The organism is Paenibacillus protaetiae (assembly GCF_004135365.1).
GTDB lineage: Bacteria > Bacillota > Bacilli > Paenibacillales > Paenibacillaceae > Paenibacillus_AP > Paenibacillus_AP protaetiae.
In genome coordinates, this window is record NZ_CP035492.1 from 3,092,128 (window position 1) to 3,113,271 (window position 21,144).

At 50.4% G+C, this 21,144-nt stretch carries 20 protein-coding genes, 2 tRNA genes, 1 pseudogene and 1 riboswitch; of the genes and pseudogenes, 9 read left to right on the forward strand and 14 right to left on the reverse strand.

Annotation, left to right across the window (positions count from 1 at the left end; all coding sequences use genetic code 11):
- Positions 1-148: 148 nt before the first annotated feature.
- The 3 genes from ET464_RS14295 to ET464_RS14305 form a co-directional block, all read right to left on the reverse strand.
- Positions 149-1,393, reverse strand: a complete 1,245-nt coding sequence (locus tag ET464_RS14295; RefSeq protein ID WP_208543952.1) for a voltage-gated chloride channel family protein — start codon at positions 1,391-1,393, stop codon at positions 149-151.
- A 127-nt stretch (positions 1,394-1,520) separates the two neighbouring features.
- Positions 1,521-1,581: riboswitch (Fluoride riboswitch) on the reverse strand.
- A gap of 56 nt (positions 1,582-1,637) precedes the next feature.
- Positions 1,638-2,726 carry an AbrB family transcriptional regulator gene (locus tag ET464_RS14300; protein ID WP_244226544.1) on the reverse strand — a complete coding sequence of 363 codons (1,089 nt, stop codon included), beginning with the start codon at positions 2,724-2,726 and terminating at the stop codon, positions 1,638-1,640.
- On the reverse strand, positions 2,723-3,430 hold the full coding sequence (locus tag ET464_RS14305) for an MBL fold metallo-hydrolase (protein WP_129441989.1): 708 nt from the start codon (positions 3,428-3,430) through the stop codon (positions 2,723-2,725). The genes ET464_RS14300 and ET464_RS14305 overlap by 4 nt, the downstream gene beginning before the upstream one ends.
- A 201-nt stretch (positions 3,431-3,631) precedes the next feature.
- On the opposite strand from ET464_RS14305, the gene ET464_RS14310 reads away from it, so the two are divergent.
- The 5 genes from ET464_RS14310 to ET464_RS14330 all read left to right on the forward strand — a co-directional run bounded on the left by ET464_RS14310 (position 3,632) and on the right by ET464_RS14330 (position 8,161).
- Positions 3,632-4,525 carry a TetR/AcrR family transcriptional regulator gene (locus ET464_RS14310; protein WP_129441991.1) on the forward strand — a complete coding sequence of 298 codons (894 nt, stop codon included), beginning with the start codon at positions 3,632-3,634 and terminating at the stop codon, positions 4,523-4,525.
- A gap of 221 nt (positions 4,526-4,746) precedes the next feature.
- Positions 4,747-5,793: an NAD(P)/FAD-dependent oxidoreductase gene (locus ET464_RS14315; RefSeq protein ID WP_129444420.1), complete on the forward strand. Its 1,047-nt coding sequence runs from the start codon at positions 4,747-4,749 to the stop codon at positions 5,791-5,793.
- Between the two features lie 278 nt (positions 5,794-6,071).
- Positions 6,072-6,148: transfer RNA gene (locus tag ET464_RS14320), tRNA-Pro, on the forward strand.
- 334 nt (positions 6,149-6,482) lie between these two features.
- Positions 6,483-7,049 carry a sigma-70 family RNA polymerase sigma factor gene (locus ET464_RS14325; protein ID WP_129441993.1) on the forward strand — a complete coding sequence of 189 codons (567 nt, stop codon included), beginning with the start codon at positions 6,483-6,485 and terminating at the stop codon, positions 7,047-7,049.
- A complete protein-coding gene (locus tag ET464_RS14330) occupies positions 7,046-8,161 on the forward strand; it encodes a DUF4179 domain-containing protein (RefSeq protein ID WP_129441995.1) in 1,116 nt (371 codons plus the stop codon). Before ET464_RS14325 ends, ET464_RS14330 begins: the two co-directional genes overlap by 4 nt.
- A 206-nt stretch (positions 8,162-8,367) precedes the next feature.
- Here the strand turns inward: ET464_RS14330 and ET464_RS14335 are convergent, their stop codons facing one another.
- Positions 8,368-9,291, reverse strand: a complete 924-nt coding sequence (locus ET464_RS14335) for an AEC family transporter (RefSeq protein ID WP_129441997.1) — start codon at positions 9,289-9,291, stop codon at positions 8,368-8,370.
- 235 nt (positions 9,292-9,526) lie between these two features.
- Entirely contained in the window at positions 9,527-10,720 is a 1,194-nt protein-coding gene (locus ET464_RS14340; protein ID WP_129441999.1) for an ROK family protein, read from the reverse strand.
- Positions 10,721-11,010: 290 nt separating this feature from the next.
- Here ET464_RS14340 and ET464_RS14345 point away from each other — a divergent pair, with 290 nt between their 5' ends.
- The 4 genes and pseudogenes from ET464_RS14345 (at position 11,011) to ET464_RS14360 (ending at position 14,394) form a co-directional block, all read left to right on the forward strand.
- Entirely contained in the window at positions 11,011-11,649 is a 639-nt protein-coding gene (locus ET464_RS14345) for a chromate transporter (protein ID WP_244226545.1), read from the forward strand.
- Between the two features lie 104 nt (positions 11,650-11,753).
- Positions 11,754-12,214: pseudogene (locus tag ET464_RS14350) on the forward strand (chromate transporter).
- A gap of 74 nt (positions 12,215-12,288) precedes the next feature.
- A complete protein-coding gene (locus ET464_RS14355) occupies positions 12,289-12,810 on the forward strand; it encodes a DinB family protein (RefSeq protein ID WP_129442001.1) in 522 nt (173 codons plus the stop codon).
- A gap of 144 nt (positions 12,811-12,954) precedes the next feature.
- Positions 12,955-14,394, forward strand: coding sequence for an MFS transporter (locus ET464_RS14360; RefSeq protein ID WP_129442003.1), 1,440 nt, complete (start codon positions 12,955-12,957; stop codon positions 14,392-14,394).
- A 169-nt stretch (positions 14,395-14,563) separates the two neighbouring features.
- Here the strand turns inward: ET464_RS14360 and ET464_RS14365 are convergent, their stop codons facing one another.
- From ET464_RS14365 to ET464_RS14400, 9 genes are all read right to left on the reverse strand, one after another.
- Positions 14,564-15,598, reverse strand: a complete 1,035-nt coding sequence (locus ET464_RS14365) for a hypothetical protein (RefSeq protein ID WP_129442005.1) — start codon at positions 15,596-15,598, stop codon at positions 14,564-14,566.
- A gap of 150 nt (positions 15,599-15,748) precedes the next feature.
- Positions 15,749-15,898 (reverse strand): small acid-soluble spore protein P, encoded by a 150-nt coding sequence (locus ET464_RS14370; RefSeq protein ID WP_129442007.1) that lies wholly within the window; start codon positions 15,896-15,898, stop codon positions 15,749-15,751.
- Between the two features lie 15 nt (positions 15,899-15,913).
- Positions 15,914-16,090 carry a hypothetical protein gene (locus ET464_RS19870; protein ID WP_165280011.1) on the reverse strand — a complete coding sequence of 59 codons (177 nt, stop codon included), beginning with the start codon at positions 16,088-16,090 and terminating at the stop codon, positions 15,914-15,916.
- Positions 16,091-16,108: 18 nt separating this feature from the next.
- Positions 16,109-16,456, reverse strand: coding sequence for a hypothetical protein (locus ET464_RS14375; RefSeq protein ID WP_129442009.1), 348 nt, complete (start codon positions 16,454-16,456; stop codon positions 16,109-16,111).
- Positions 16,457-16,614: 158 nt separating this feature from the next.
- A tRNA-Ser gene (locus ET464_RS14380) sits at positions 16,615-16,703 on the reverse strand.
- 98 nt (positions 16,704-16,801) lie between these two features.
- Positions 16,802-18,085, reverse strand: coding sequence for a serine--tRNA ligase (gene serS / locus ET464_RS14385; protein WP_129442011.1), 1,284 nt, complete (start codon positions 18,083-18,085; stop codon positions 16,802-16,804).
- Positions 18,086-18,121: 36 nt separating this feature from the next.
- Complete coding sequence (gene pdxT, locus ET464_RS14390) at positions 18,122-18,703, reverse strand: pyridoxal 5'-phosphate synthase glutaminase subunit PdxT (RefSeq protein ID WP_129442014.1); 582 nt, start codon at positions 18,701-18,703, stop codon at positions 18,122-18,124.
- 33 nt (positions 18,704-18,736) lie between these two features.
- Positions 18,737-19,618: a pyridoxal 5'-phosphate synthase lyase subunit PdxS gene (gene pdxS / locus ET464_RS14395; RefSeq protein WP_129442016.1), complete on the reverse strand. Its 882-nt coding sequence runs from the start codon at positions 19,616-19,618 to the stop codon at positions 18,737-18,739.
- A gap of 121 nt (positions 19,619-19,739) precedes the next feature.
- Entirely contained in the window at positions 19,740-21,026 is a 1,287-nt protein-coding gene (locus tag ET464_RS14400) for a D-alanyl-D-alanine carboxypeptidase family protein (RefSeq protein WP_129444424.1), read from the reverse strand.
- Positions 21,027-21,144 lie beyond the last annotated feature (118 nt).

The following is a 21,144-nucleotide window of genomic DNA, read 5'->3' on the forward strand; positions in this document are numbered from 1 at the left end:
ATGCAATTGATAATCATTATCACAATTCGACTAACTAGTAGTCTAATTTTTTACAACCTTTTTGTCAACCCTAAATTACCAAAAAAAAGCGCAGCTGCAATCCATAGATGGACTGCAGCTGCGCTTTCACGCGGCATTGGCATAATTCTTACTTCTTGACGCGTACGGACGCAAGTGTTGCATGGTCCTGAACGGCGACCGCTCTGCTTTTGGAGATGCCGATTCGCTGTGCGGTGTAAATGCCGGTATGCCCCGAGAACAAATAACTGACCAAGCAGCCCAAAAACAGGTACACGGCGCCGTCAGCGCCAAACAATTCGATCCCCATAATAAAACAAGCAATCGGCGTATTGGTGGCGCCACTAAAGACGGAAATAAAGCCTACTGCCGCCAGGAAGGCGGCCGGCAAGGAGAACAGATGGGCCAGCGCGCTTCCAAGCGCCGAACCGATGACGAATAAAGGCGTCACTTCGCCGCCTTGAAAACCCGCTCCCAGCGTCACCGACGTAAAGACCGTCTTAAGCAGAAAATCATAGCCGTGAACGGTTCCGTCGAACGATTGCTGAATAAGCGGAATGCTTAAACCAAGATATTCCCTTGTGCCAAACAGGTACACCATACCGATTATCAGCAAGCCGCCGGCAAAGCTTTTGGCGACCGGATTTTTGATCAGTTTCGTGAACCATGCTTTGAGCTGGCGAGTCAGCTCGCTGAAAAGCAGCGCAGTCAAGCCAAACATCATGGAGGCTAACAGCACCTTGAGCAGCAGCGGCATACTGAAGCCGGGCACTGCCCCCATCTGATAACGCAAATGGTGAATGCCCCAAGCCGCTGTCATTTTGTCGCCTACAAAACTTGCGATAAAACAAGGGATCAGCGCTTCATACCGGATAACGCCGATCACCAGCACTTCAAGCCCAAACACCGCACCCGCAAGCGGCGTGCCGAACACCGAGCCGAACCCGCTGCTGACCCCGCACATTAATAATATTTTGCGGTCGATCGCGTTAATCCGCAACATTTTGCCGATCCATTCGGATAAGCTCCCGCCCATTTGGACCGCTGTGCCTTCACGCCCTGCAGATCCGCCGAACAAATGTGTAATAATCGTCCCCGCAAGCACGAGAGGCGCCATACGGAGCGGAACACTCCCGCCGCCTTCATGGATTTGCTCCAGTATAAGGTTATTACCTTTGGACGCGTCTTTGCCAAACTTCCAATAAACGAAGCTGACCAGCGCACCGCCGGCAGGCAGCAGCCACAGCAGCCATGCATGGGATACTCGCGCATCTGTCGCCCAGTCCAGGCTCGCCAGAAACAAGGCGGATGCCGAGCCGGTAAATACGCCGGCAAGCCCGCCCAATACGAGCCATTTGATGACAAAACCAGCCATTCCGATATGCGTCCACTTCGCGGCATAACTTCTGTACTTCTCAGACTGGTTTTTAAAAAATGCAGTCAAAATCCGTCTCCCCTTCCTATTTATACAAAAAAATAAAAAAAATCCTACCAGCTCAAATAAACTGGTAGGAGTCATTAGCACAAAGGCGGTTAACGGCGAACTCCATCGCCTGTTCAATTGTTAGACAAAGTATAGCCTTCTTGCCTTTCTTTGTCAATATCAGCCGGCAAGCCGATTAAGGCGAAGCCGCGGAAGCCGCTTCCTTCTTTGTCCGCGGCATGATGCGTTTGAACAGCAGCCGCAGCAGCGGCGGAACGGCAAAATAAATAAACCAGGTGCGGAAGATTTGGTAGCAGCTGACGATGGCGACATCGGCGTTAATTTCCTTCGCCATAATGCCCATCTGATCCATGCCGCCCGGCGCCATACTTAGAAAAGCAGTCGAGGACGAGACGCCGTGCATCTTGGTCAGCAATACGCTCAGGCCAATGGATCCCGCAATGAGCACAAGCCCGCTAAGGAATGAGAAAAGCATAAATTTCAGCTTCAGATTGCCGGGACGGAGCAGCAGGCCGACATAAGTGCCGATCATAAGCTGCGCCGCATCCAGCAGGCCGGCTGGTAGCGCAGGACCGTGTACACCGGACAAATGCAATATGGCTGTCGAGATCATCGGCCCAAGCAAATAAGCCGACGGGAAACGGATTTTGGCCGCAAACCAGGCGGCTGCGACACACACTGCTGCAAACAGCAGCACATTCGGGAACAAGTCCCCCCATGCCGCCTGCGAACCGGAAGCGGCTGCTTCAATCGCCGAATGCGAATTGCCGAACAGCGGGCTAAACACCAGCAGCGGCACACAAAAAATGATCATCAGCAGCCGCGACACTTGCAGGAAAGTCATGACCGTCAGGTCAATGCCTTTCGTTTCCTCGGCTAATATAATCATTTGCGACAAGCCGCCGGGGATGCTCCCCATAATGATGGTCGGCAGCGGCTGTCCGGTCAGCTTAGAGACGCAGAAGCCAATCAAGCCGCTGAATATAAGCAGCAGCGCCGTCATGAGAAACATGGATGGCAGCTGATGGCCCATTTCGGCAAGCGTGCTTTGCGTAAACGTCAGCCCGATGGAATACCCGATCATGATCATTGCAATATTGCGTACAAAACCTGGCCATAGCGGTTTGGATACTTTCCGCAGCGCTCTCGCGCCAATAAGGGTAAATACCATCGGCCCCAGCAGCCATGGCAGAGGAGCATGAATGAGCGAGAAAACCGCTCCCCCTGCCAAAGAAACGGCCAGAGTGATGAGAAACCGGATCACGACAGTTCAGCCAGCTCGTTGATTTGACGTTTAACGTCCTTTTGAATCCATCCGCCATGATAGCAGATCACATGTTCAATATCGAAGTTTTTGAATTTTTTCAGCGATTGCAGCGCTTGATCCCAGTTTGGCGTAAACGGAGGGTTCGGCCCAATCATTTGGCCATCCTCATTCGCGATCGTCGCATCGCCGGTAATAAGCGTTTTGCTTGGCGCATGGTACAGGCTGATATGGCCCGGCGTATGGCCTGGCGTATGAATAACCGTCAAGCCGCCCGCAATTGGCAATATTTCGCCGTCCGCAACAGTGCGGTTCACGTTCTCGCGGTTTGGCTGAAGGAAGGTTTGCACATAAGCATTGCGGATATCCTCCGGAAGCTGCTGGAGCATGCCGTCAAGCCGCTCGCGCGACATTTTGAACATCGGCTCCGTGCCGTCAATCGCCCCTTTATCATCCGGATGGGCATACACCGGCAGGTCTGCGCCTTCAGCAGCCAGAAATTGCGGAAAACCGCCGATATGGTCAACATCCTGATGTGTAAAAATAATCGACTGCAGCGTCTTGCCGTCAAGGCCGGCCTGTTTCGCCTGCTCATATATCGCTGCAGCGCTGCCCGGCATACCTGTATCAATCAGCGTCCAGCTTTCTTTATCGTACACAATGGTCGGGTGAATCGTCGATTGACCCAATTGTAAGTCCAGCATGATAATGCCTTCTGCGATTTTATGCATCGTTGTTGCGCCATGTGTCCCGGCCTTATGCGGCAACAGGGCAAATGGCTACCTCCTTTAAGGGATGAATAGTTTAAAACCTGCGAGTTCATTATAGAACTGATCGGTTTTCAGTGTCAATGCATGTCGTTGACGCCCCCGAGTCTCATGTCAGAATAGGGGAAGGTGATCGATATGGAAGATGCGAAAAAAACAAAAATATTGGACACGGCGATTTGCCTTTTCCGCGAAAAAGGCTACAGCGCTGCATCCATGCAGGATATCGCTGAAGCATGCGGAATGGCAAAGGCCAGTATCTACAAGTTTTTTTCTTCAAAAGAAGAGCTGTTTACAGCCGCCTTTGTCGCCTGCCACCAGACCATGCTGGAGCATGCCGTCCGGCTCGATGACGAAGGGACGCTGCTGAACTTGACTCCTAAACAAAAACTGCAGCGGAAAATTGAGTTCCAATTGCAGTACACAGTGGACAACCACCTGTTTATGATTGACTTCAAAGAACTCCCTATCGCCACAAATGAGCATTTTATCGCTGCTTGGAAGCGCAAAAAAGCTGCCCTGCAGGCATGGCGCCGGGAACTGATTCTCGAAGCGTACGGCGAAAGGATCGAGCCATATATTTGGGATGTCGTAACGTTATTCCGCGGCATTCTGCTTGAGTATTTGTCATACGTCAAGCAGCGGGTTATCGCGCTGCCGATGTCGGAGCTTGCTGCTTTTATTGTTGGCCGCCTGGACGCGTTAACCGATGATTTTATCCGGACAGCGCCTGCCCCGGTCATTGACAGCAGCAATGCGCATTTCAATTACTTGAATCCGAGCAGTGCTCCTGCCCGCCAGGCTACGATAAGCCAACTGATTGCGCTGCTCGACGACGATATCCGCAAGTTGTCCAAACCGGAGCAGACCCGCGAAGAGCTGCTGAACGTATCTGCAAAGCTTGGCCAGGAATGTGCCCGCTTAACCCGCGATACTACGCTGATTCGGGTACTCGCCTCTTATTTGAACGCCGTGCCGGATCTGCGGCCGCATATTCGCCAGCTTCATTATTTGTTATCCGACCATTCTTAATACGGATGGTCTGTTCTGTAACGCACAACCAGGCTGATGCCGGGTTGTGCGTTTTTTGGTATGAGCGGCCGGGACGCGGCGCTTTGCGGTTGTCCAGCAGGCAGCTGACAAACAGCCAGAAGGCGGCAAGCTGGTTTTCGTTGACACTGAGAATCGTTATCAACTATAATAAAGCCAGCAAACCAATACGGAAAGACGATTGGGAAAGAAGGTTCGGGAATATGAGCGAGCAGCTGGAATTATATGATGTGACGATTATCGGCGGCGGACCCGCCGGCATGTATACGGCTTTTTACAGCGGAATGCGCGATTTGAAGACGAAAATTATTGAAGCCCGCGAAGAACTGGGCGGACGTGTGCTGATCTATCCGGAGAAGATGATTTGGGATGTCGGCGGCCTTACGCCAACGCTCGGCAAAAAGCTCATAGAGCAGATGGTGCAGCAGGCCAAAACGTTCGACCCGACCATCGTGCTGGGCCAGCATATTACCGGGCTGGAACGCCAAGCCGACGGCACCATAATTCTGACTGCGGCAACAGGCGAACGCCATTGGACGAAGACGGTTGTTCTCGCAATCGGTTACGGCATTCTGGAGCTGGCGAAGCTGGAGATTGAAGGGGCGGACCGGTTCGAAGTGACGAATCTTCATTATACCGTGCAGGAGCTTGAAGTGTTCCGGGGCAAAAGAGTGCTCATCTCCGGCGGCGGAGACTCCGCGGTCGATTGGGCAAATGCGCTCGTGCCGATCGCATCCAGCCTGACCGTCGTGCATCGCCGCGACCAATTCGGCGGCCATGAACGCAATGTCGCGAATATGAAGGCATCTTCGGCCCAAGTGCTGACGCCGTACAAAGTGGATTCGCTGCACAGCTCCAACGGTTTGGACATTGACCGGGTTACCATTTCGCATACCGAAACGGGAGAAACCCGTCAGATCGAAGTGGATGCGGTCATTGTAAACCACGGGCTGCGGTACAATTTTGGCCCGGTGCGGGAATGGGGCCTTGATATGGGCGATTGGCATGTGCATGTGAACAGCAAAATGGAGACGAATATTCCGGGTGTATTCGCGGCGGGCGACTTTGTGAAGCATGACAGCAAGGTGCATCTCATTGCCGGCACGTTCACTGACGCGGTTAACGCGCTCAACAGCGCCAAGGTGTATCTGGAGCCTGAAGCCGATCCCGTGGCGTATGTATCCTCGCACAATGCGAAATTTAAAGAAAAAAATAAAGCGCTGGGCGTCGTGGAAGAAGAAGTGCACTAATCGAGTGCGGATACGATGCTTGAAAGCCCGGTCCCTCCGCTTCAATAGCGGGAGAGCCGGGCTTTTTTTGAATCGGCAGATATGGAGCTTCCATCCCCGGACAAGCTGATTGTAAGCGGAAACAAGAGTAGAATGCGAGCAAGACAGTCATACGTGGAAAAACATCATCGAAAGCTTTTATTTTTCGCATAAGATGGGCTTGGAACGTTTTTTTTCGCCCTCCAACCGTTTTGACAAGCTTTTTCGCCGTATGATAATTTATTTGTATAGCCGTTTAACGGGACGTGGCTCAGCTTGGTAGAGCGCTTGCTTCGGGAGCAAGAGGTCGCAGGTTCAAATCCTGTCGTCCCGACCATACCTAACAACAATCTGCAGTCTTTGGACTGCAGTTTTTTTATTTTTTCACTCAAAATGTATTAACCATATAATTGGGATCCGTCAATTCCCTCTGAAATAACTCGACTTCCTTAAAACCAAACAACTGCGTTAAAAACGTTGCTGCAGTATTTCCCTCCGTCCCTTTATCCGATCTTGAAACGTTTGCTTAGATACACCAACTTTCTCGGCGTGTTAAGACCATGCAAGCGATAATTAATGATAAAAAATAAAACTTTAGTAATAGTGAGAGAAAAAGATTTTCAATACGTTATATAAAGTGTGCACGATTTTATGAAAAGAGGAGCGTCGTCTTGCTAACTAATGAAAATAACTTTATACAGAGATTAAAACAACAAAAAGAAGATGCATTGGATTTTATAGTAGATAGATATTTACCCTTAATAAGGGGAGTGACTTATAAAGTTCTCTCCCCTCTCGAGGACGATGGATTAATAGATGAATGTATTAACGATATTTTGCTTTCAATATGGAACAATTCAAAAAAATTCCATGGAGGCTCTATTGACTTTAAAAAATGGATATGTGCTATCGCTAAGTATAAATCTATTGATTACTACAGAAAGAGTAATAAGAAAGTGGAAATTATCAAAGATGTTATTGATTTGAACCATGAAAAATCAGCAGAAGATGAACTGATAATTATGGAAGAAAAAACAGAACTCATTAAATTAATCAATCTTTTAGAACCTATGGATAGAGATATTTTTATGATGAAGTTCTTTCTCGGTATTAAAACGGAGGACATATCTTTGAAACTCGGTTTAACCAACGCTTCGATTGATAATCGAATTTACAGAGGGAAAAAGAAACTATATAACAAAGCAAAGAAGCATGGTTTGAGAGGTGGTGTATTATGAAGGATATTTATGAATTATTACTTGAGATGGATATAGATGAGAATGAGTTTGAGGAAATGGAAGTATCTGAACTGTACAAAGCCAAAGTAAAAAGAACATTAAAAGAATCGATAAAGCAAAAGAAAAAAATAAAGGGATGGAAAATGAATATTGCTTTAGCTGTTATTTTAATCGGTTGCTCATTTACTGGATTCGTATTAACATCCCCTGCTTATGCTGACAGGGTTCCAGCTATATTAAATATTTTTAGATTTTTGGATAATGGAAGCACAGGCGGTCTTTATGAGGAGTACAAAAATTATTCCAACGAGATAAACTCGACAGAAGTAAGTAATGGCATTGAAATTACAATTAATGACGCAATTTATGATGGAGAAACAGTATCCATAGCATACTCCTTAGAAAGCAATCAGGATTTAGGTGATGCCCCTTATTTATTTGGCTTATTAGATATTAAAGGGTCAGATGGTAGTGCGGGTAGTAATCGAATTTCTAAAGTTAATGAAAATAATTACGTAGGTTTAATGACTACTACTGGTTTTCATCTGAAGGAAAAAGACAAGGTAAATATAAAATGGAATATACAGAGCATAACGATTCAGGACAGCAAAGAAAAAATAAAAGGAAAGTGGAATTTTGCTCTTGCGTTAAAAGCAACTGAAAGCCATACACAATTGGTTAACCGTAGTGCGGAGCATGATGGATTAATCGCAACGATAGATAAAATATCGGTCGCACCGATGTCCTTTATCGTTTATTACGAGCAAGTCGTTGACGAGAAGGTAAGAAGAAAATGGGATGGGGCAGATGTTGATCTAGAAGTTAAAGATGATTTAGGAAATCATTACTCAGGTAAAAGTAATGGAGGATCAGGCGATAGACAGGGCTATAGCATGAGTTGGAGTAAAACTTTCGAAAAATTAGATCAACACGCAGCGAAGCTTATTATAACTCCACGGATCAGACTTTATAAAAACAAGTCTGGTAATCATGGCTCTTTAGAAATAACGAGAGAAGGGCTTGAATCAAAAGAAATTCCTTTATCGAACAAATCAGACAAAAGTGAACAAGAATTTGTGTTAGATGACATTATTATTGACTTAAAGAATTAACGCATCGGTTATGCGTATTTAGTACGGTAGGGTAAGGCGCCAAATTCAAAAATGCGGCAGTATGACGATGGGGAGAGTCAGGCCTATGACGTTTAAAAATACAGCGTATTTTTTCATGGTTCCTCCTTCTCCCGGCTTCCCTGTATTTTTATTTTATTCGGCTTATATTATACCATTAAATGGAATATGTTTGAACGCTCCGCTCTTTACAGCCCTTGCGACCAATAAATGAGCACCGGCAAATAGACGAAACTGGCCACGGTGGTGAGGGCGACGTTGACGGCCACGAGCTCTTGATCGCCGCCGTATTTCTCCATAAGCACTACAGCGTTTATCGCGGAAGGCATGGACGACTGCACGAACAAGACGGACGCTTCGAGGCCGTGCAAGCCCAGCATCCGTATCGTGATCCATGACAGGAACGGCACACCGAAGATGCGCATGGCGACAGCAATCCACAACTCGCGGCGGCGGAAACTGCTTCGCCAGTTGGTTTTGCGCAGCTGCATGCCGAGCAGGAGCAGCACGACCGCAGCGTAAGCGCCGCCGATAAGCTTTAAGCCGTCATGCAGGCCTGAAGGCAGTGGAATGCCGAAGAAGTACAGCGCCAATCCAACAACAGCGGCGTAGATGAGCGGGTTGTAAGCCATTTTGGCCAGTGCCTGCTTGGGACTGAAGGCGCTTCGTGAAGCAATATAAAGCCCCAGCGTGTTGACGAGAATAATGTGCAGCACAACGTTCGTGACGCCGATCGTAAAGCCGGCCGTGCCGAAAGCAAGCAGCAGCAGCGGCAGTCCATAGTTGTTGGAGTTGGCGAATATCGTGGTCATCTCCATCGCATGCTGCGACGGGGCGCTGAACCTCAGCAGCCTGCCGGCGCCAAACGCAGCGGCCCAGCACAAAACGGTCTGAATGATGGTGAACAAGAGGATATGGCCAAAAAACGAATGATGCAGGTCGCTGTCGGACAACGAGCTGACAATCAAGCAGGGCGAAAGCACAAACAAGCTCAAATCGGCGAGTATTTTCGTATCCGGCGATTTATATTTTTGAAACAGGCAGCCCAAAGCTACTGCAATTAAAATCGGGATGCTCACCGAGCCAAACAGGGAGATGTAGGAATGATTCATGCAAGGATCTCCTTCCGCCAAATGCTGGGATTCCCCTTAGTTTAAAGGCAGCAACGTCATTGTTCCAATATATAAATACTATTTCATTGATAGTTACATCCTATAATGATACTGGGAGAAGCGGCCATAGGGCAGCCGATCGTATACCGATCCCGCTGCCCCCGCGAGCCTTCCGTCCGCCGGCTTCAAGCCGCTGATTACCCTTTGGCATATCATACGGCATATGGTCCCGCTTCTACAGCTCCAACGCCTGCCGAACCATAATGGCCGCGCCTGTGGCGACGGCATCCTCCCTCAGCTCGCCTTTGGTAAAGGAAGGCTCGTATTGCGGATAATAATATGTGTTTTTGCGGGCTACCTCGACCGCCGTTTGGTAAAACAGCTCATGCGAATTCACTAATGCGCCGCCCAAAATAATTTTCTCCGGATGAAAAATGTTGATCAGATTCGCCAGCCCAATACCAAAATAAGCCGCCGATTCTGTAAACAGCTCTTTCACAAACGGGTCCTCCCCCGCCAATGCTTTCAGCAGCACATCATAGCTGATGGCATCCGGCGGAACGTTATACCGCTCAGCGAGATCCGACCTTCCCAGCTTCGCCTGCATAACCGCTTTGCGCAAAATCGACTCTACGGATACATAAGTCTCCAGCGCGCCATAATTGCCGTACTCGCCGAGCCGGTCGCCCCCGGCCTGTATAATCATTTGGCCGACTGCTCCCTCCATGTCGTTCGTGCCGTGAACAAGCTGACCGCCTGACATCATCGCGGAACGGATGCCCGCTCCGGCATGGACATACAGCATATGCTGCATGCCCGCATAACGGTGCGCCCACTGCTCGCCGAGCAGCGCCGTATTCGCGCCGTTCTCGAGCATCGTGCGGAAGCCTGTCTTCTCCTGCAGCATTTGGCAGATCGGCACATTCGTCCACCCCGGCGCGGCAAAATGAAGCGGATTGACGATGACGCCCTGCTCCCGGTCGATCGGGCCAACTGCGCCAATGCCAATGCCGATGATTTGCTCCGGCCGAATTTGCAAATCGTTCTGGAACGACTTCATATAATTTGCCGCGTGCGTAACGAATTGCTCCGGCGTCATCCCTTCATCCATTCGCCAGTGGACGATAGAGCGGGCGTTCATCTGCATATCGAATAAGCCGAGGCTGGAAACAACCCGGGATATATCAAGCCCGAAAATATAGCCGTACCCTTGATTAACTTCATACAGTATCGGCTTGCGGCCGCCTTTTGACTCTCCATAGCCGGACACTTTAAGCAGTCCTTCTGCCATCATTTCATCAAGCAAGCGGGTCATCGTACTGCTTGTAAGCGAAAACTCCTCCAGCAGCTCAGCCTTCGACACCTGATTCAGCTCAGCGACGCGGCTGTAAATCAATTTTTTAGATGATGGAATATAGTTCGTAGCCACCTGTACGAAAACTCCTTATTAGGCAATAAATTCACTTCCATTTATTATAGCTCAACTGCCGCTATCCGCGCACATCCGCTTCTTTCTCTTCTCACTTTATTTCATATTGGATTTAAGTATGCAGCATACTCATAGTATCTTCATCCGAAATAGTCGGATTTTAACGCAATTAATTATGACAGACTTAGAAAATATAGGAGTTTCGCCTGATCAGCGGACGTCTTAATACCATTTTGAACAAAAGGTGCTATAATAAAAGGAGTTCAGTCATCTTAAAGGAGAGCTACATCGTGCAACATTCCGCTTCGGGCAAAGCAGCGATGCTTTGGCCTTTATTTTGGACCTTCTGCCGGATCGGCCCGGCGACATTTGGCGGCGGCTACGCTATGATTCCGCTAATCGAGCAAGAAGCCGTTCACAACAAAAAATGGATCAGCCCGGAGGACATGAACGAGCTGCTGTCGCTCGCCGGCTCTGCGCCGGGCGGCGTAGGCGTTAACGCTGCCGCTCTGATCGGCTTCCGGCAAGCCGGTATCGCCGGAGCTGCGGCTGCCGTTGCAGGCATCGCATTGCCCTCGTTTGCCATTGTGTTTATGTTAAGTCTGCTGTTCACCAGCTTTCACGATAATCCGAAGGTGCAAGCCGCTCTAAAAGGAATGCAAGGCGCTATTATCGCCCTGATTGCGCTGGCCGCCTATCGGATGGCCAAATCGGCGCTGTTTGACCTCACAACGATTGTCATTGCTGCAAGTACGATTGCCGTTCTGCTGCTCACCTCTGTCACACCTGTCTCCATCATTATGGTTGGTTTATTTATCGGCATCGTATGGATTCAGCTGAAACGGATGATCGGGCTCCGTATCCAGTTCGACAAGGCTGCCCGGCCTTCTGTCCAAGATGAAATCAAGTATCCGGAATATTACATTTAACGGTATTTTCGGCAGAAAGGAGGAGCTCCCGTGCTTCTCGAACTTTTTATCGTATTTTTAAAAGTTGGCTTATTGTCATTCGGCGGGGATATTCCGTCATTACGATGATATCGCATGAATCCGCCTCCCACCACTGGATGAGCGACAGCGACTTTCAGCAAATCGTCTCCGTCGCCAGCATGGCGCCGGGCTCGATCGCTACGAACAGCGCGACGCTGACCGGCTATCATATCGCCGGTATCCCGGGGCAGCACTCGCTACATTAGGCATGATTTTGCCGTCGATTATGGTTATTACGGCTGCGGCCGCTTTTGTATACCGGATTCACGACAACCGCTGGTTTAAGTCGTCCATCTACGGCTTGCGCCCCGTCATAACCGGACTGATAGCCTATGCCGCTATCCATTTCGGCATGACCGGAGCTCAAGACCATACATGGTTCAGCTGGTCCACCATTGCGGTGCTGGCCATTACGGCGGGCTGTTTTTATGCGCTTGTCCAATATAAAATGCACCCGCTGACGGTACTGGCCGCTTCCGCAGTCGCCGGCATCGTATTATTTTAACCCGGGCAAGCAGGAGATCAGGCTTCCTTTCGTCGAATATAGATAAAATATCCATCAAAGGGAGGCCGTTTCAAATGATCGATTACCCGCAAAAGGAAGAGTTTAATCCTTATTACGATCGCTACATCAGCTTGCTGAAGGGACAGGATGTACTGGTTCAGCTGGAGCTGCAAATCGATCAGATGAAGCAGCTGCTTACCAGCGTAAGCGAAAAGGACTGGACATACCGGTATGCTCCGGACAAATGGACGCTTAAAGAAGTGATCGGCCATATCATTGATAATGAACGGATTATGGCTTACCGGATGATGTGCATCGCATACGGGGAACAAAAATCTTTGCCCGGCTATGACCAGGACGATTATATGAGCCAGGATCCGTATGCCCATTGTACGCCGCAGGAGCTGCTGGAGGAATATATAACGGTTCGCCGCGCTACGCTTGCACTGCTGAAGCGGCTGCCGGCCCGCTTTTTGGCGCGTATCGGGAACGCCAACCAGTCCGATACTTCTGCACGGGCGCTTGCTTATATTATTGCTGGCCATGAGCTGCACCATATGCGCATTATTCAGGAGCGTTATTTGCAACCGAATTAATCGGCTATTCCGCCCTTTCGCTTCTACAGGAAGCTGAGGGGCTTCTTTTTTATCCCGGGCAGTTACAATTCCATGCCAAACTTCATTACAGAAAACGGCTGAGAAGGGTATAATAAAAGCCTACTCTTCAGGCGGTGATTCTTTATGCATAAACGTTCCTTTTACAGCTTGCTAATAACCCAGACGATTGCCAATGCGGCTGATATTATGTATATCATGGCGTTAACCGTGCTGGTGCTGCATGAAACTTCATCTCTGTTGTCAGCTGTGCTAATTCCGCTGATCCGGATGGGGGCGCAAATGATCAGCAGCTTTCTGGCGCCGCTTTTGCTTGTCCGCTTCCAGCTGCCTTTTTTGCTGTTCGTCTCGCAAGGCGCCCAGCTGCTGCTGTATGCGGCGCTGGCAGCTTATTTGCATTACACGCCGCAGCATCCGCTGCTTGCTCTTGTGCTTGCGATCGTACTCGCCATGTCCTTCCTGGACGGCTGGACGACGCCGGCCCGCAATGCGCTCGTTCCGCGCATCGCTTCGGGCAGCCATCTGCTGAAAGCCAATACGATCATGACGTTAAGCGACCGGATTGTACAGTTCGCAGGGTGGGGACTGAGCGGCGTAATCGTCTCCTTCCTCGGCTCGCAATTGACACTGCTAATTGCAGCCGTCTTGTACACCGCTTCCTTTGCTTTTACATCGCTGGTGTATGACCCGCTGGAACCACAGGGCCATTATCTGCTTCGCCCGCGCACAAGCGTTACGGGCGCCCGCAGCGGGGATGCTCCAGCAGCGGCGGGCATACAGGAGGGGCTGCAGCAGCCAGCTGCGGCGGAGGCACAGGAGGTGAGCAGTCCGATACGGGCTGCTGCAGGCGGGGCTAGCCCGCTTCCTGCTGAAAGCGCCGATCTGCAAGAGGCGCTTGCGGCTATGGGCGCGGCTTCAGAAGGTAAGGATGCGGCAAGCGAACCGTCCGATTCCCCGCCCAAACTGTCGCTGCTGCGCGACGGTTTTCGTACGATTGCCGTTTCCGCCCGGCTGCGGACGCTGGCGTTTATCGACATTGTCGATACGCTTGGCGCTTCAGTATGGGTCGGCGCCTTTACGCTTGCTCTTGTTCAAGATGTGCTGAAGCAAGGGGAGGAATGGTGGGGTTATATTAATGCGGCTTATTTTGCGGGGTCGATTTTGGGCAGCATGGCCGTGCTTGCATGGGTGAAAAAGCTGCAAAAACGGCTGTTTGCTTCTATGCTGGCGGGGATGGCCGGGTACGGCGCGCTGACAGCCGCCTATGCGCTAAATCATTGGCCTGCCGCCGCACTTGTTCTGGTCATCGTCATGGGACCGGTTGCCGAGCTGTCCATTATTCCGCGGCAGACGCTGATTCAGCAAAGCACGCAAGCTTCGGCTCTGCCTCAAGTGCTTTCCGCGCAAAATACGATTATTAATTTTTTCAGCATGGTATCGCTGCTGCTGCTCGGATGGATCGCCGACCGCTTTGGCATCCAATCGGTATACCTCATCTCGGCGGCGCTCACGTTTTGTGCGATTGCAGTCGGCATTGCCGCCCGCAAAGCTTTTGCAAGCCGGTAGCAGCCTGCGGCGCTGCAGCCGGCTCCGGGTACCGGAACCGCTTCACGTCCAGCCGGCGCTCTGCTGCCGAAAAACAAAGAACCTTCGGTCCCGCTTGGTTAGCGGGTGAAGGTTCTTTTGTTTTTTTCACAGCTGCCAGCTGCTGCAATTGAAGGCTACTTACCTTAAGTTATAAGCCCGCAGGCGCCTTCAGCAGCTGCTCGAGCTGATCAGCCTTGATCGTATCGGAAGGCAGCGCTTCTTTAAACGGCTTCTTTTCATTGATGCCGCTGTAGCTCAAGTCCAGCTGCGTATCCAGCTTGAATGTATCGTTTGTTTTCGGGTTCACCAGCTGGACATTGATTATTACGGACTGATAAGCCAAATCATCCTTATAAATTGCCGTTGTAACCGATAGTTCCTCAATATGCAGCCGCTTGTTCAGCTTGCCTGCCGCTCCTTTAGGATCTGCGGCCAGACTGTTTTTCCACTGCTCCAGCTTGTTCTTGTCGATATGAAGCGCCTCGCGGTACTCGTCATGCTTCATCAGCAAAGCCGCCAAATCCGGCAGCAGTTTGTCCGATACCGCCTCTACGGCCTCCGCCTGATTGTCCGGCGTTATACGGAACTGCACCACTTGATCGGCTTTGACGCCGTCCGGCAAGGAAGCGTCTTTCATATCCACGTTTTTAAAAAAGCTTTTGGCGTCCATATCCTTCACCAGCAGCCGGCTGGCATCCTGCACCAAAGCCTGTGTAACAGCCGGGTTCATGGATGCTCCGGAAGCAGCATCCGCTCCTGCTGCATAATCCATTTCGATGTATTTGCCCGTCACGGTGCCCGGAAGCGGCAGCAGCGGAATGGACGGCAGCTTCACATACAGCTTGTCCTCCGTCATTATCACCGGTAATTGAAGCTTGACCCCTGCGGCAAGCTCAACCTCCACGTTCATATCGGTCCGCTTTGGCTCTTGTTCATATTGGGCATCCATATGTATACTGCCGCCTTTGAGCAAGCTTGCAATGGCAGAGGCCTGAGCCGATTGCTGCTCCGGCAGTGCCAGCTGATTGACCGTTAAGTCCGCTTGCATCGAATAGGAAGCGGCGCTATAGGTATGTTCCATTGCCTTTTGGAGCGCATCCTTGGCTGAGCCGCTGTCCTTGCAGCCGGAAAGCACCAGAAGAGCTGCCGACGCCAGGCCAACGAACAGTCGCTTATTATTCATGTACAGTATCCTCCTAAGCCCGGAGCACGCCCATCACCCGCGCGGCCGTAATACTTATCATTTTATAGGAAATACCGCCCGAAATGAAGACGACCGCCATGAATCGTTATTTTGGTATCAAAAAAAGGAGAGGGAACCTCTCCTTTTCGCTTAACCTTCCGGATTATGATGGCTGACATGGTTATGCTGCTTCGTTTTTTTGGAGCCGGACAACGGCTCCTGCGGCTGGCTGCCGCTGCGCCCGCGGCTTTTCCGGTCTTGCTCCGGATCAGGCACCGGTACGCTTTTTGGCTTGCCCATGACGGCACCTCCTTATTAACTGCGCGGATGGCTAAGATCGCTTGGCTGGTCATGATTCATCGCAGCCTGATTGCGGCGGTCCGCAGCATCCTGGTTGATTTGCTGGGCTTGATGCGAATTAACCGGTTCAATATCTAAATGCTGGACCACATTGGACAAATTTTTGTCGGCGGTGCCTTTCGCTTTTGTCATCGTTGACCCACCCTTCTGTTACACATGCGTCAGCTGATGAAGCGCCTGTGCGCATTCATGCAGATGACGGGTGTAATCGGCAATCAGCTCCTGGATAATGTCAGTCCGTTCATCCACATGGACGCCGTCCTTCTCCACATCCACAAGCTCTGCTTTCACCTCGCGGCTGTCCACATATGTCACTTTAAAATCAAAAGAATACATCTGGTGGCCAGCTGCATGTACGGTCACGCGAATGGCGTTATTGTCGGATTCATCCGCCACGACCGTGCAGGAGTCCGCCTCGTTGATCCAATCCGGCAATGTATGCTGCCAAGCTTCGGCAAGCTGCTGCGGATCTGTGCGTAATTCGTCGCTTTTGCCCATAGATAGCACCTCCACACCTTTAATGTGCGATAGGTGAAGATCATTTATGCGGTGCGACAGGCAACAAAAAAAGCATCTGCTGGCATCAGTGACGATTATTCCATTAATTACAGGAATTCGCCTAATGCGAGCAATGCTTCTGTTCTTTAAGGTATGTATGGCGGAGAGAGTGGGATTCGAACCCACGTGGGCTTGCACCCTAACGGTTTTCAAGACCGCCCCGTTATGACCGCTTCGGTATCTCTCCAAGGAAAAAGGTTCAATTCGTAACAAACATGATTGTACCATAGGCCAAAATCAAGAAGCAACTTCTTTTTTCAGCCTATGGTGCAATCCGTTCATGTGTTACTTGCGGGGACCAATTTGGGCAATGCCGCCCATGTATGGACGAAGCACTTCCGGAATGGTTACCGTTCCGTCCGCCTGCTGATAGTTCTCCAGAATAGCGGCAACGGTACGCCCAACCGCAAGCCCGGAACCGTTCAGCGTATGTACAAATTCCGGTTTGCTTTTCGCATCGCGGCGGAAACGGATGTTTGCGCGGCGCGCTTGGAAGTCCTCGACATTGGAGCAGGACGAGATTTCACGGTACGTGCCGGCGCTTGGCAGCCATACTTCCAGATCGTAGGTCTTTGCCGCCGAGAAGCCCATATCGCCCGTGCACAATGCCAGCACCCGGTAAGGCAGGCCCAGCAGCTGCAGCACACGTTCTGCATTGGCCGTCATCTTCTCCAGCTCTTCGTACGAATCCTCCGGTTTAGCCAGCTTGATCAGTTCAACCTTATTGAATTGATGCTGGCGGATCAAACCACGGGTATCACGGCCCGCTGCTCCCGCTTCGGAACGGAAACAAGCGCTGTATGCTACAAAATATTTCGGCAGCTCCTCAGCTGTCAATATTTCCTCGCGATGCAGGTTCGTTACCGGCACTTCTGCCGTCGGAATCAAATAGTAGTCAGATTCGGTCAGCTTGAACAAATCCTCTTCGAATTTCGGCAGCTGGCCGGTTCCGATCAGGCTGTCACGATTTACGATATAAGGAGGCAGCACTTCTTCATAACCATGCTGGTCGCTGTGCAGATCCATCATAAAGCTGATCAGCGCACGTTCGAGGCGTGCCCCCAGACCGCGGTAAAACACAAACCGTGAACCTGTTACTTTGGCCGCCCGTTCAAAATCTAAAATTTCGTTATCCTGCGCAATTTCAAAATGCGCCTTTGGCTCAAAATCAAACGACGGCACTTCGCCAACGCGGCGAATTTCCACGTTTTCTTCTTCGGATGCGCCAACCGGCACGCTTTCATGCGGGATATTCGGAATCGCGATCGTCAGATCAACCACTTGCGTATCCAGCTCGCGGAGCTGGTCGTCCAGCTCTTTAATCCGGTCGCCGACTTCTCTCATCTCCACAATAAGCGATTCCGCGTCGCCGCCTGATTTTTTCAGCTTCGCCACTTCCTGCGAAACGGTATTGCGGCGGTTCTTCAAATGTTCCGTCTCTTGAATCAGGTCACGTCTCTTGCTGTCCAAAGCCGGGAAATCAGCGATCAGGTCAAGCGACTTTCCGCGGTTGCGGAGAGCCTGCTCCACCTTTGCAAAATCATTTCTTAACAATTTAACATCAAGCACAGTCGATAAGCCCCTCTCTGAAGGGAAAATAATAACTTAGTTATTCCCTGCAGCTTCCGCCGCCATTTTAACAAAATAAGCATGCAGGCTGTAATCGTCGGTCAGTTCCGGATGGAACGAGGCCGCCAGCAGATGGCCCTGCCGTGCCGTTACGATTTCGCCCTTGTAGGTGGAGAGCACATCGACGCTTTCCCCTACTTCTTTAATAAGCGGAGCGCGGATAAATACGCCGCGAACCGGTTCGTCGATCCCTTTGACGTCCAGATCGGTTTCGAAGCTTTCGCGCTGGCGGCCAAATGCATTGCGGGCAACGGTCATGTCCATCAAATGCAGATGCGCCTCTTCCTGGCCTTCAATACGGTCAGCCAGCAGGATAAGCCCTGCGCAAGTGCCGAATACCGGCTTTCCCCGCTTGGAGAAAGATTGGATCGCTTCGATAAAGTTATATTTCCGCATCAGCTTGCCGATCGTTGTGCTTTCCCCTCCGGGAAGCACAAGGCCGTCAAGCTCGTCTAATTGCTCCACTTGCTTGACGGCGACCGCTTCCGCGCCCGCCGCCTCCAAGCTTCGAATATGCTCTGCAACAGCGCCTTGCAGCGCCAATACGCCTATTTTCATCGCTGTAACACGCCTTTCTGAAGCAGCCGCTTCTTAAATCCCGCGATCCTGCATACGCTCGGACGAGTGCAGCTTGGAAATTTCGATGCCTTTCATAGCTGTACCGAGGTTTTTCGAAACTTCGGCAATCAGCTTATAGTCGGTGTAATGCGTTGTTGCTTCAACGATCGCACGGGCGAATTTCTCCGGGTTGTCCGATTTGAAAATGCCGGAACCTACAAATACGCCGTCAGCGCCCAGATGCATCATAAGGGCTGCGTCAGCCGGGGTTGCTACGCCGCCTGCTGCAAAGTTAACAACCGGCAGCTTGCCGTTTTCGTGTACGCCAAGCAGAAGCTCATAAGGAACGCCAAGCACTTTGGCTTCATTAAAGAGCTCGTCCTTCGACATGCTTTGAACTTTGCGGATTTGAGAGTTGATCAGACGCATATGACGAACCGCCTCGACGATGTTGCCTGTTCCAGGCTCGCCTTTCGTACGGATCATCGCTGCGCCTTCTTGAATGCGGCGGAGCGCTTCGCCCAAATCTTTAGCGCCGCATACGAATGGAACAGTAAACTCGTTTTTGCTAATGTGGAACACATCGTCCGCAGGCGTCAATACTTCGCTTTCGTCCAAATAGTCGACGCCAAGCGCTTCCAGCACTTTCGCTTCTACATAATGGCCGATACGGGCTTTCGCCATAACCGGAATCGACACGACTTTCATTACTTCTTCGACAATGGTCGGGTCAGCCATACGGGCAACGCCGCCTGCTGCACGAATGTCGGAAGGGACGCGTTCCAGCGCCATAACAGCCGTTGCGCCAGCCGCTTCCGCAATTTTAGCCTGCTCGGCGTTCATAACGTCCATAATAACGCCGCCTTTTTGCATTTCAGCCATGCCGCGTTTTACGCGAGTTGTTCCTGTTTCCATTTTATCCAAATCCCCCTATAAATTAGCCTGAATATCCGAGAAATACCGCTTATATTCTAACCATTAATATTACAGGAATGCCGAAATTCCGACAAGCCTTCTTGGCTTATTCTACAACGGATTAGAACAAATTGACGATGCCGTCAAACAAATCGACAAAAAAGTCTTTAATGCCGCGGAACAGGAGCCGAATCCAGGAAGCTTTGTCTACCTGCTCGGAAGCAACCAGATTAACGGTTTGCTCAATCGACTTTCCTTGATCGTCCGTATATTTATACGTTGCAGTACCGATTTTTTGGCCGGCTTGAATTGGAGCGACAAGCTGTCCATCGGTTGCCACTGTGGTTCCGGACAGTTCGATTTTAGGCTCAGTGCCTTTTTTAACATAAAATGAAACATCAGCATCGGTTACAACCGGAACTGTCGTTTTCTTGCCTTTCTTAATTTTGATCTTTTCCGTTGTTTCAACTACCGTTTTTGCAGGTACAGCCACTTTTTTCTCAATGTTGCTGAATACATAATCATACAGCTTGGCCGTTTCGGTGAAACGCGAGCCTTTCGAGTCCGCATTCATGACAACACTAATATAGCGTACGCCGTCACGCATTACAGTACCCGTAAACGTGTACCCTGCTGCTGAAGTATAGCCGGTTTTCATGCCGTCTACACCCGGATAGGCATATTGTTTGAAGTTTGTGATCGACGCATTGGATGCGAGCATCCAGTTATTATTGATCATAGGCTGTTTGTCGCGTTCGCGGAATTTATACGATTGAATGGTCGAATAATCGAGAAATTCTTTATGCGTAGTCAAAATCGTACGAGCTAAAGAAGCCATATCCCGCGCGGAAATAACCGTCGATTCCGCAAGGCCGGTGGCGCTCGTGTAATGAGCCGTTTTCAAGCCAAGCTTTTGCGCCGTCTCATTCATCAAGTCGACAAATTTCGCTTCCGTTCCAGCGATTTGGTCAGCCAAAGCTACCGTTGCATCGTTAGCCGATCCTACCGCCATTGCAATATATAGCTGTTTTACTGTATGCTGATCGCCTTCAGCCAAATAAATTTGCGAACCGTCTGCCGGTGTCGAAGCGGCTTCTTTCGAAACGGTAACCATCGTATCCCAAGACAGCTTTCCGCTCGCGATTTGGTCCAAGACGATATATTCCGTCATCAATTTCGTCATGCTGGCCGGAGAACGCGGCGCGTCGGCATTCACCTCATAAATAACTTGTCCCGTGTCCGCAGCAATCAATATCGCCGAGGTCACATTTAATCCAAGTGAATTTTCCGTCCATTCCCCGCCTGGCGTACCCGCTGCATGCGCTGCGTTCGAACCGAGCGAGAGCACTACCATCCAAACTGCCATAAACGCTGCCACAATCGCTCCCAAGCGCTTCGGTCTAACCATTGCTTTCAACGCAGTCTCCCCTTTTCTCCCATGAGTTTTTCGTAGCTATTGTATCATATCGGAAGGTACAAATTAAACCTTTCAACAATGGATTAGAAAAGACTATAAATGGTAATAT

Coding starts and splice junctions, on each gene's coding strand:
- pdxT (WP_129442014.1), bottom strand. CDS start 18,703: ATGAAAATAGGCGTATTGGCGCTGCAAGGCGCTGTTGCAGAGCATATT.
- ET464_RS14330 (WP_129441995.1), top strand. CDS start 7,046: ATGAAGGATATTTATGAATTATTACTTGAGATGGATATAGATGAGAAT.
- ET464_RS14305 (WP_129441989.1), bottom strand. CDS start 3,430: ATGCTGGACTTACAATTGGGTCAATCGACGATTCACCCGACCATTGTG.
- ET464_RS14355 (WP_129442001.1), top strand. CDS start 12,289: ATGATCGATTACCCGCAAAAGGAAGAGTTTAATCCTTATTACGATCGC.
- ET464_RS14375 (WP_129442009.1), bottom strand. CDS start 16,456: ATGGGCAAAAGCGACGAATTACGCACAGATCCGCAGCAGCTTGCCGAA.
- ET464_RS14365 (WP_129442005.1), bottom strand. CDS start 15,598: ATGAATAATAAGCGACTGTTCGTTGGCCTGGCGTCGGCAGCTCTTCTG.
- ET464_RS14315 (WP_129444420.1), top strand. CDS start 4,747: ATGAGCGAGCAGCTGGAATTATATGATGTGACGATTATCGGCGGCGGA.
- ET464_RS14335 (WP_129441997.1), bottom strand. CDS start 9,291: ATGAATCATTCCTACATCTCCCTGTTTGGCTCGGTGAGCATCCCGATT.
- pdxS (WP_129442016.1), bottom strand. CDS start 19,618: ATGGAAACAGGAACAACTCGCGTAAAACGCGGCATGGCTGAAATGCAA.
- ET464_RS14370 (WP_129442007.1), bottom strand. CDS start 15,898: ATGGGCAAGCCAAAAAGCGTACCGGTGCCTGATCCGGAGCAAGACCGG.
- ET464_RS14295 (WP_208543952.1), bottom strand. CDS start 1,393: ATGGCTGGTTTTGTCATCAAATGGCTCGTATTGGGCGGGCTTGCCGGC.
- ET464_RS19870 (WP_165280011.1), bottom strand. CDS start 16,090: ATGACAAAAGCGAAAGGCACCGCCGACAAAAATTTGTCCAATGTGGTC.
- ET464_RS14360 (WP_129442003.1), top strand. CDS start 12,955: ATGCATAAACGTTCCTTTTACAGCTTGCTAATAACCCAGACGATTGCC.
- ET464_RS14400 (WP_129444424.1), bottom strand. CDS start 21,026: ATGGTTAGACCGAAGCGCTTGGGAGCGATTGTGGCAGCGTTTATGGCA.
- ET464_RS14310 (WP_129441991.1), top strand. CDS start 3,632: ATGGAAGATGCGAAAAAAACAAAAATATTGGACACGGCGATTTGCCTT.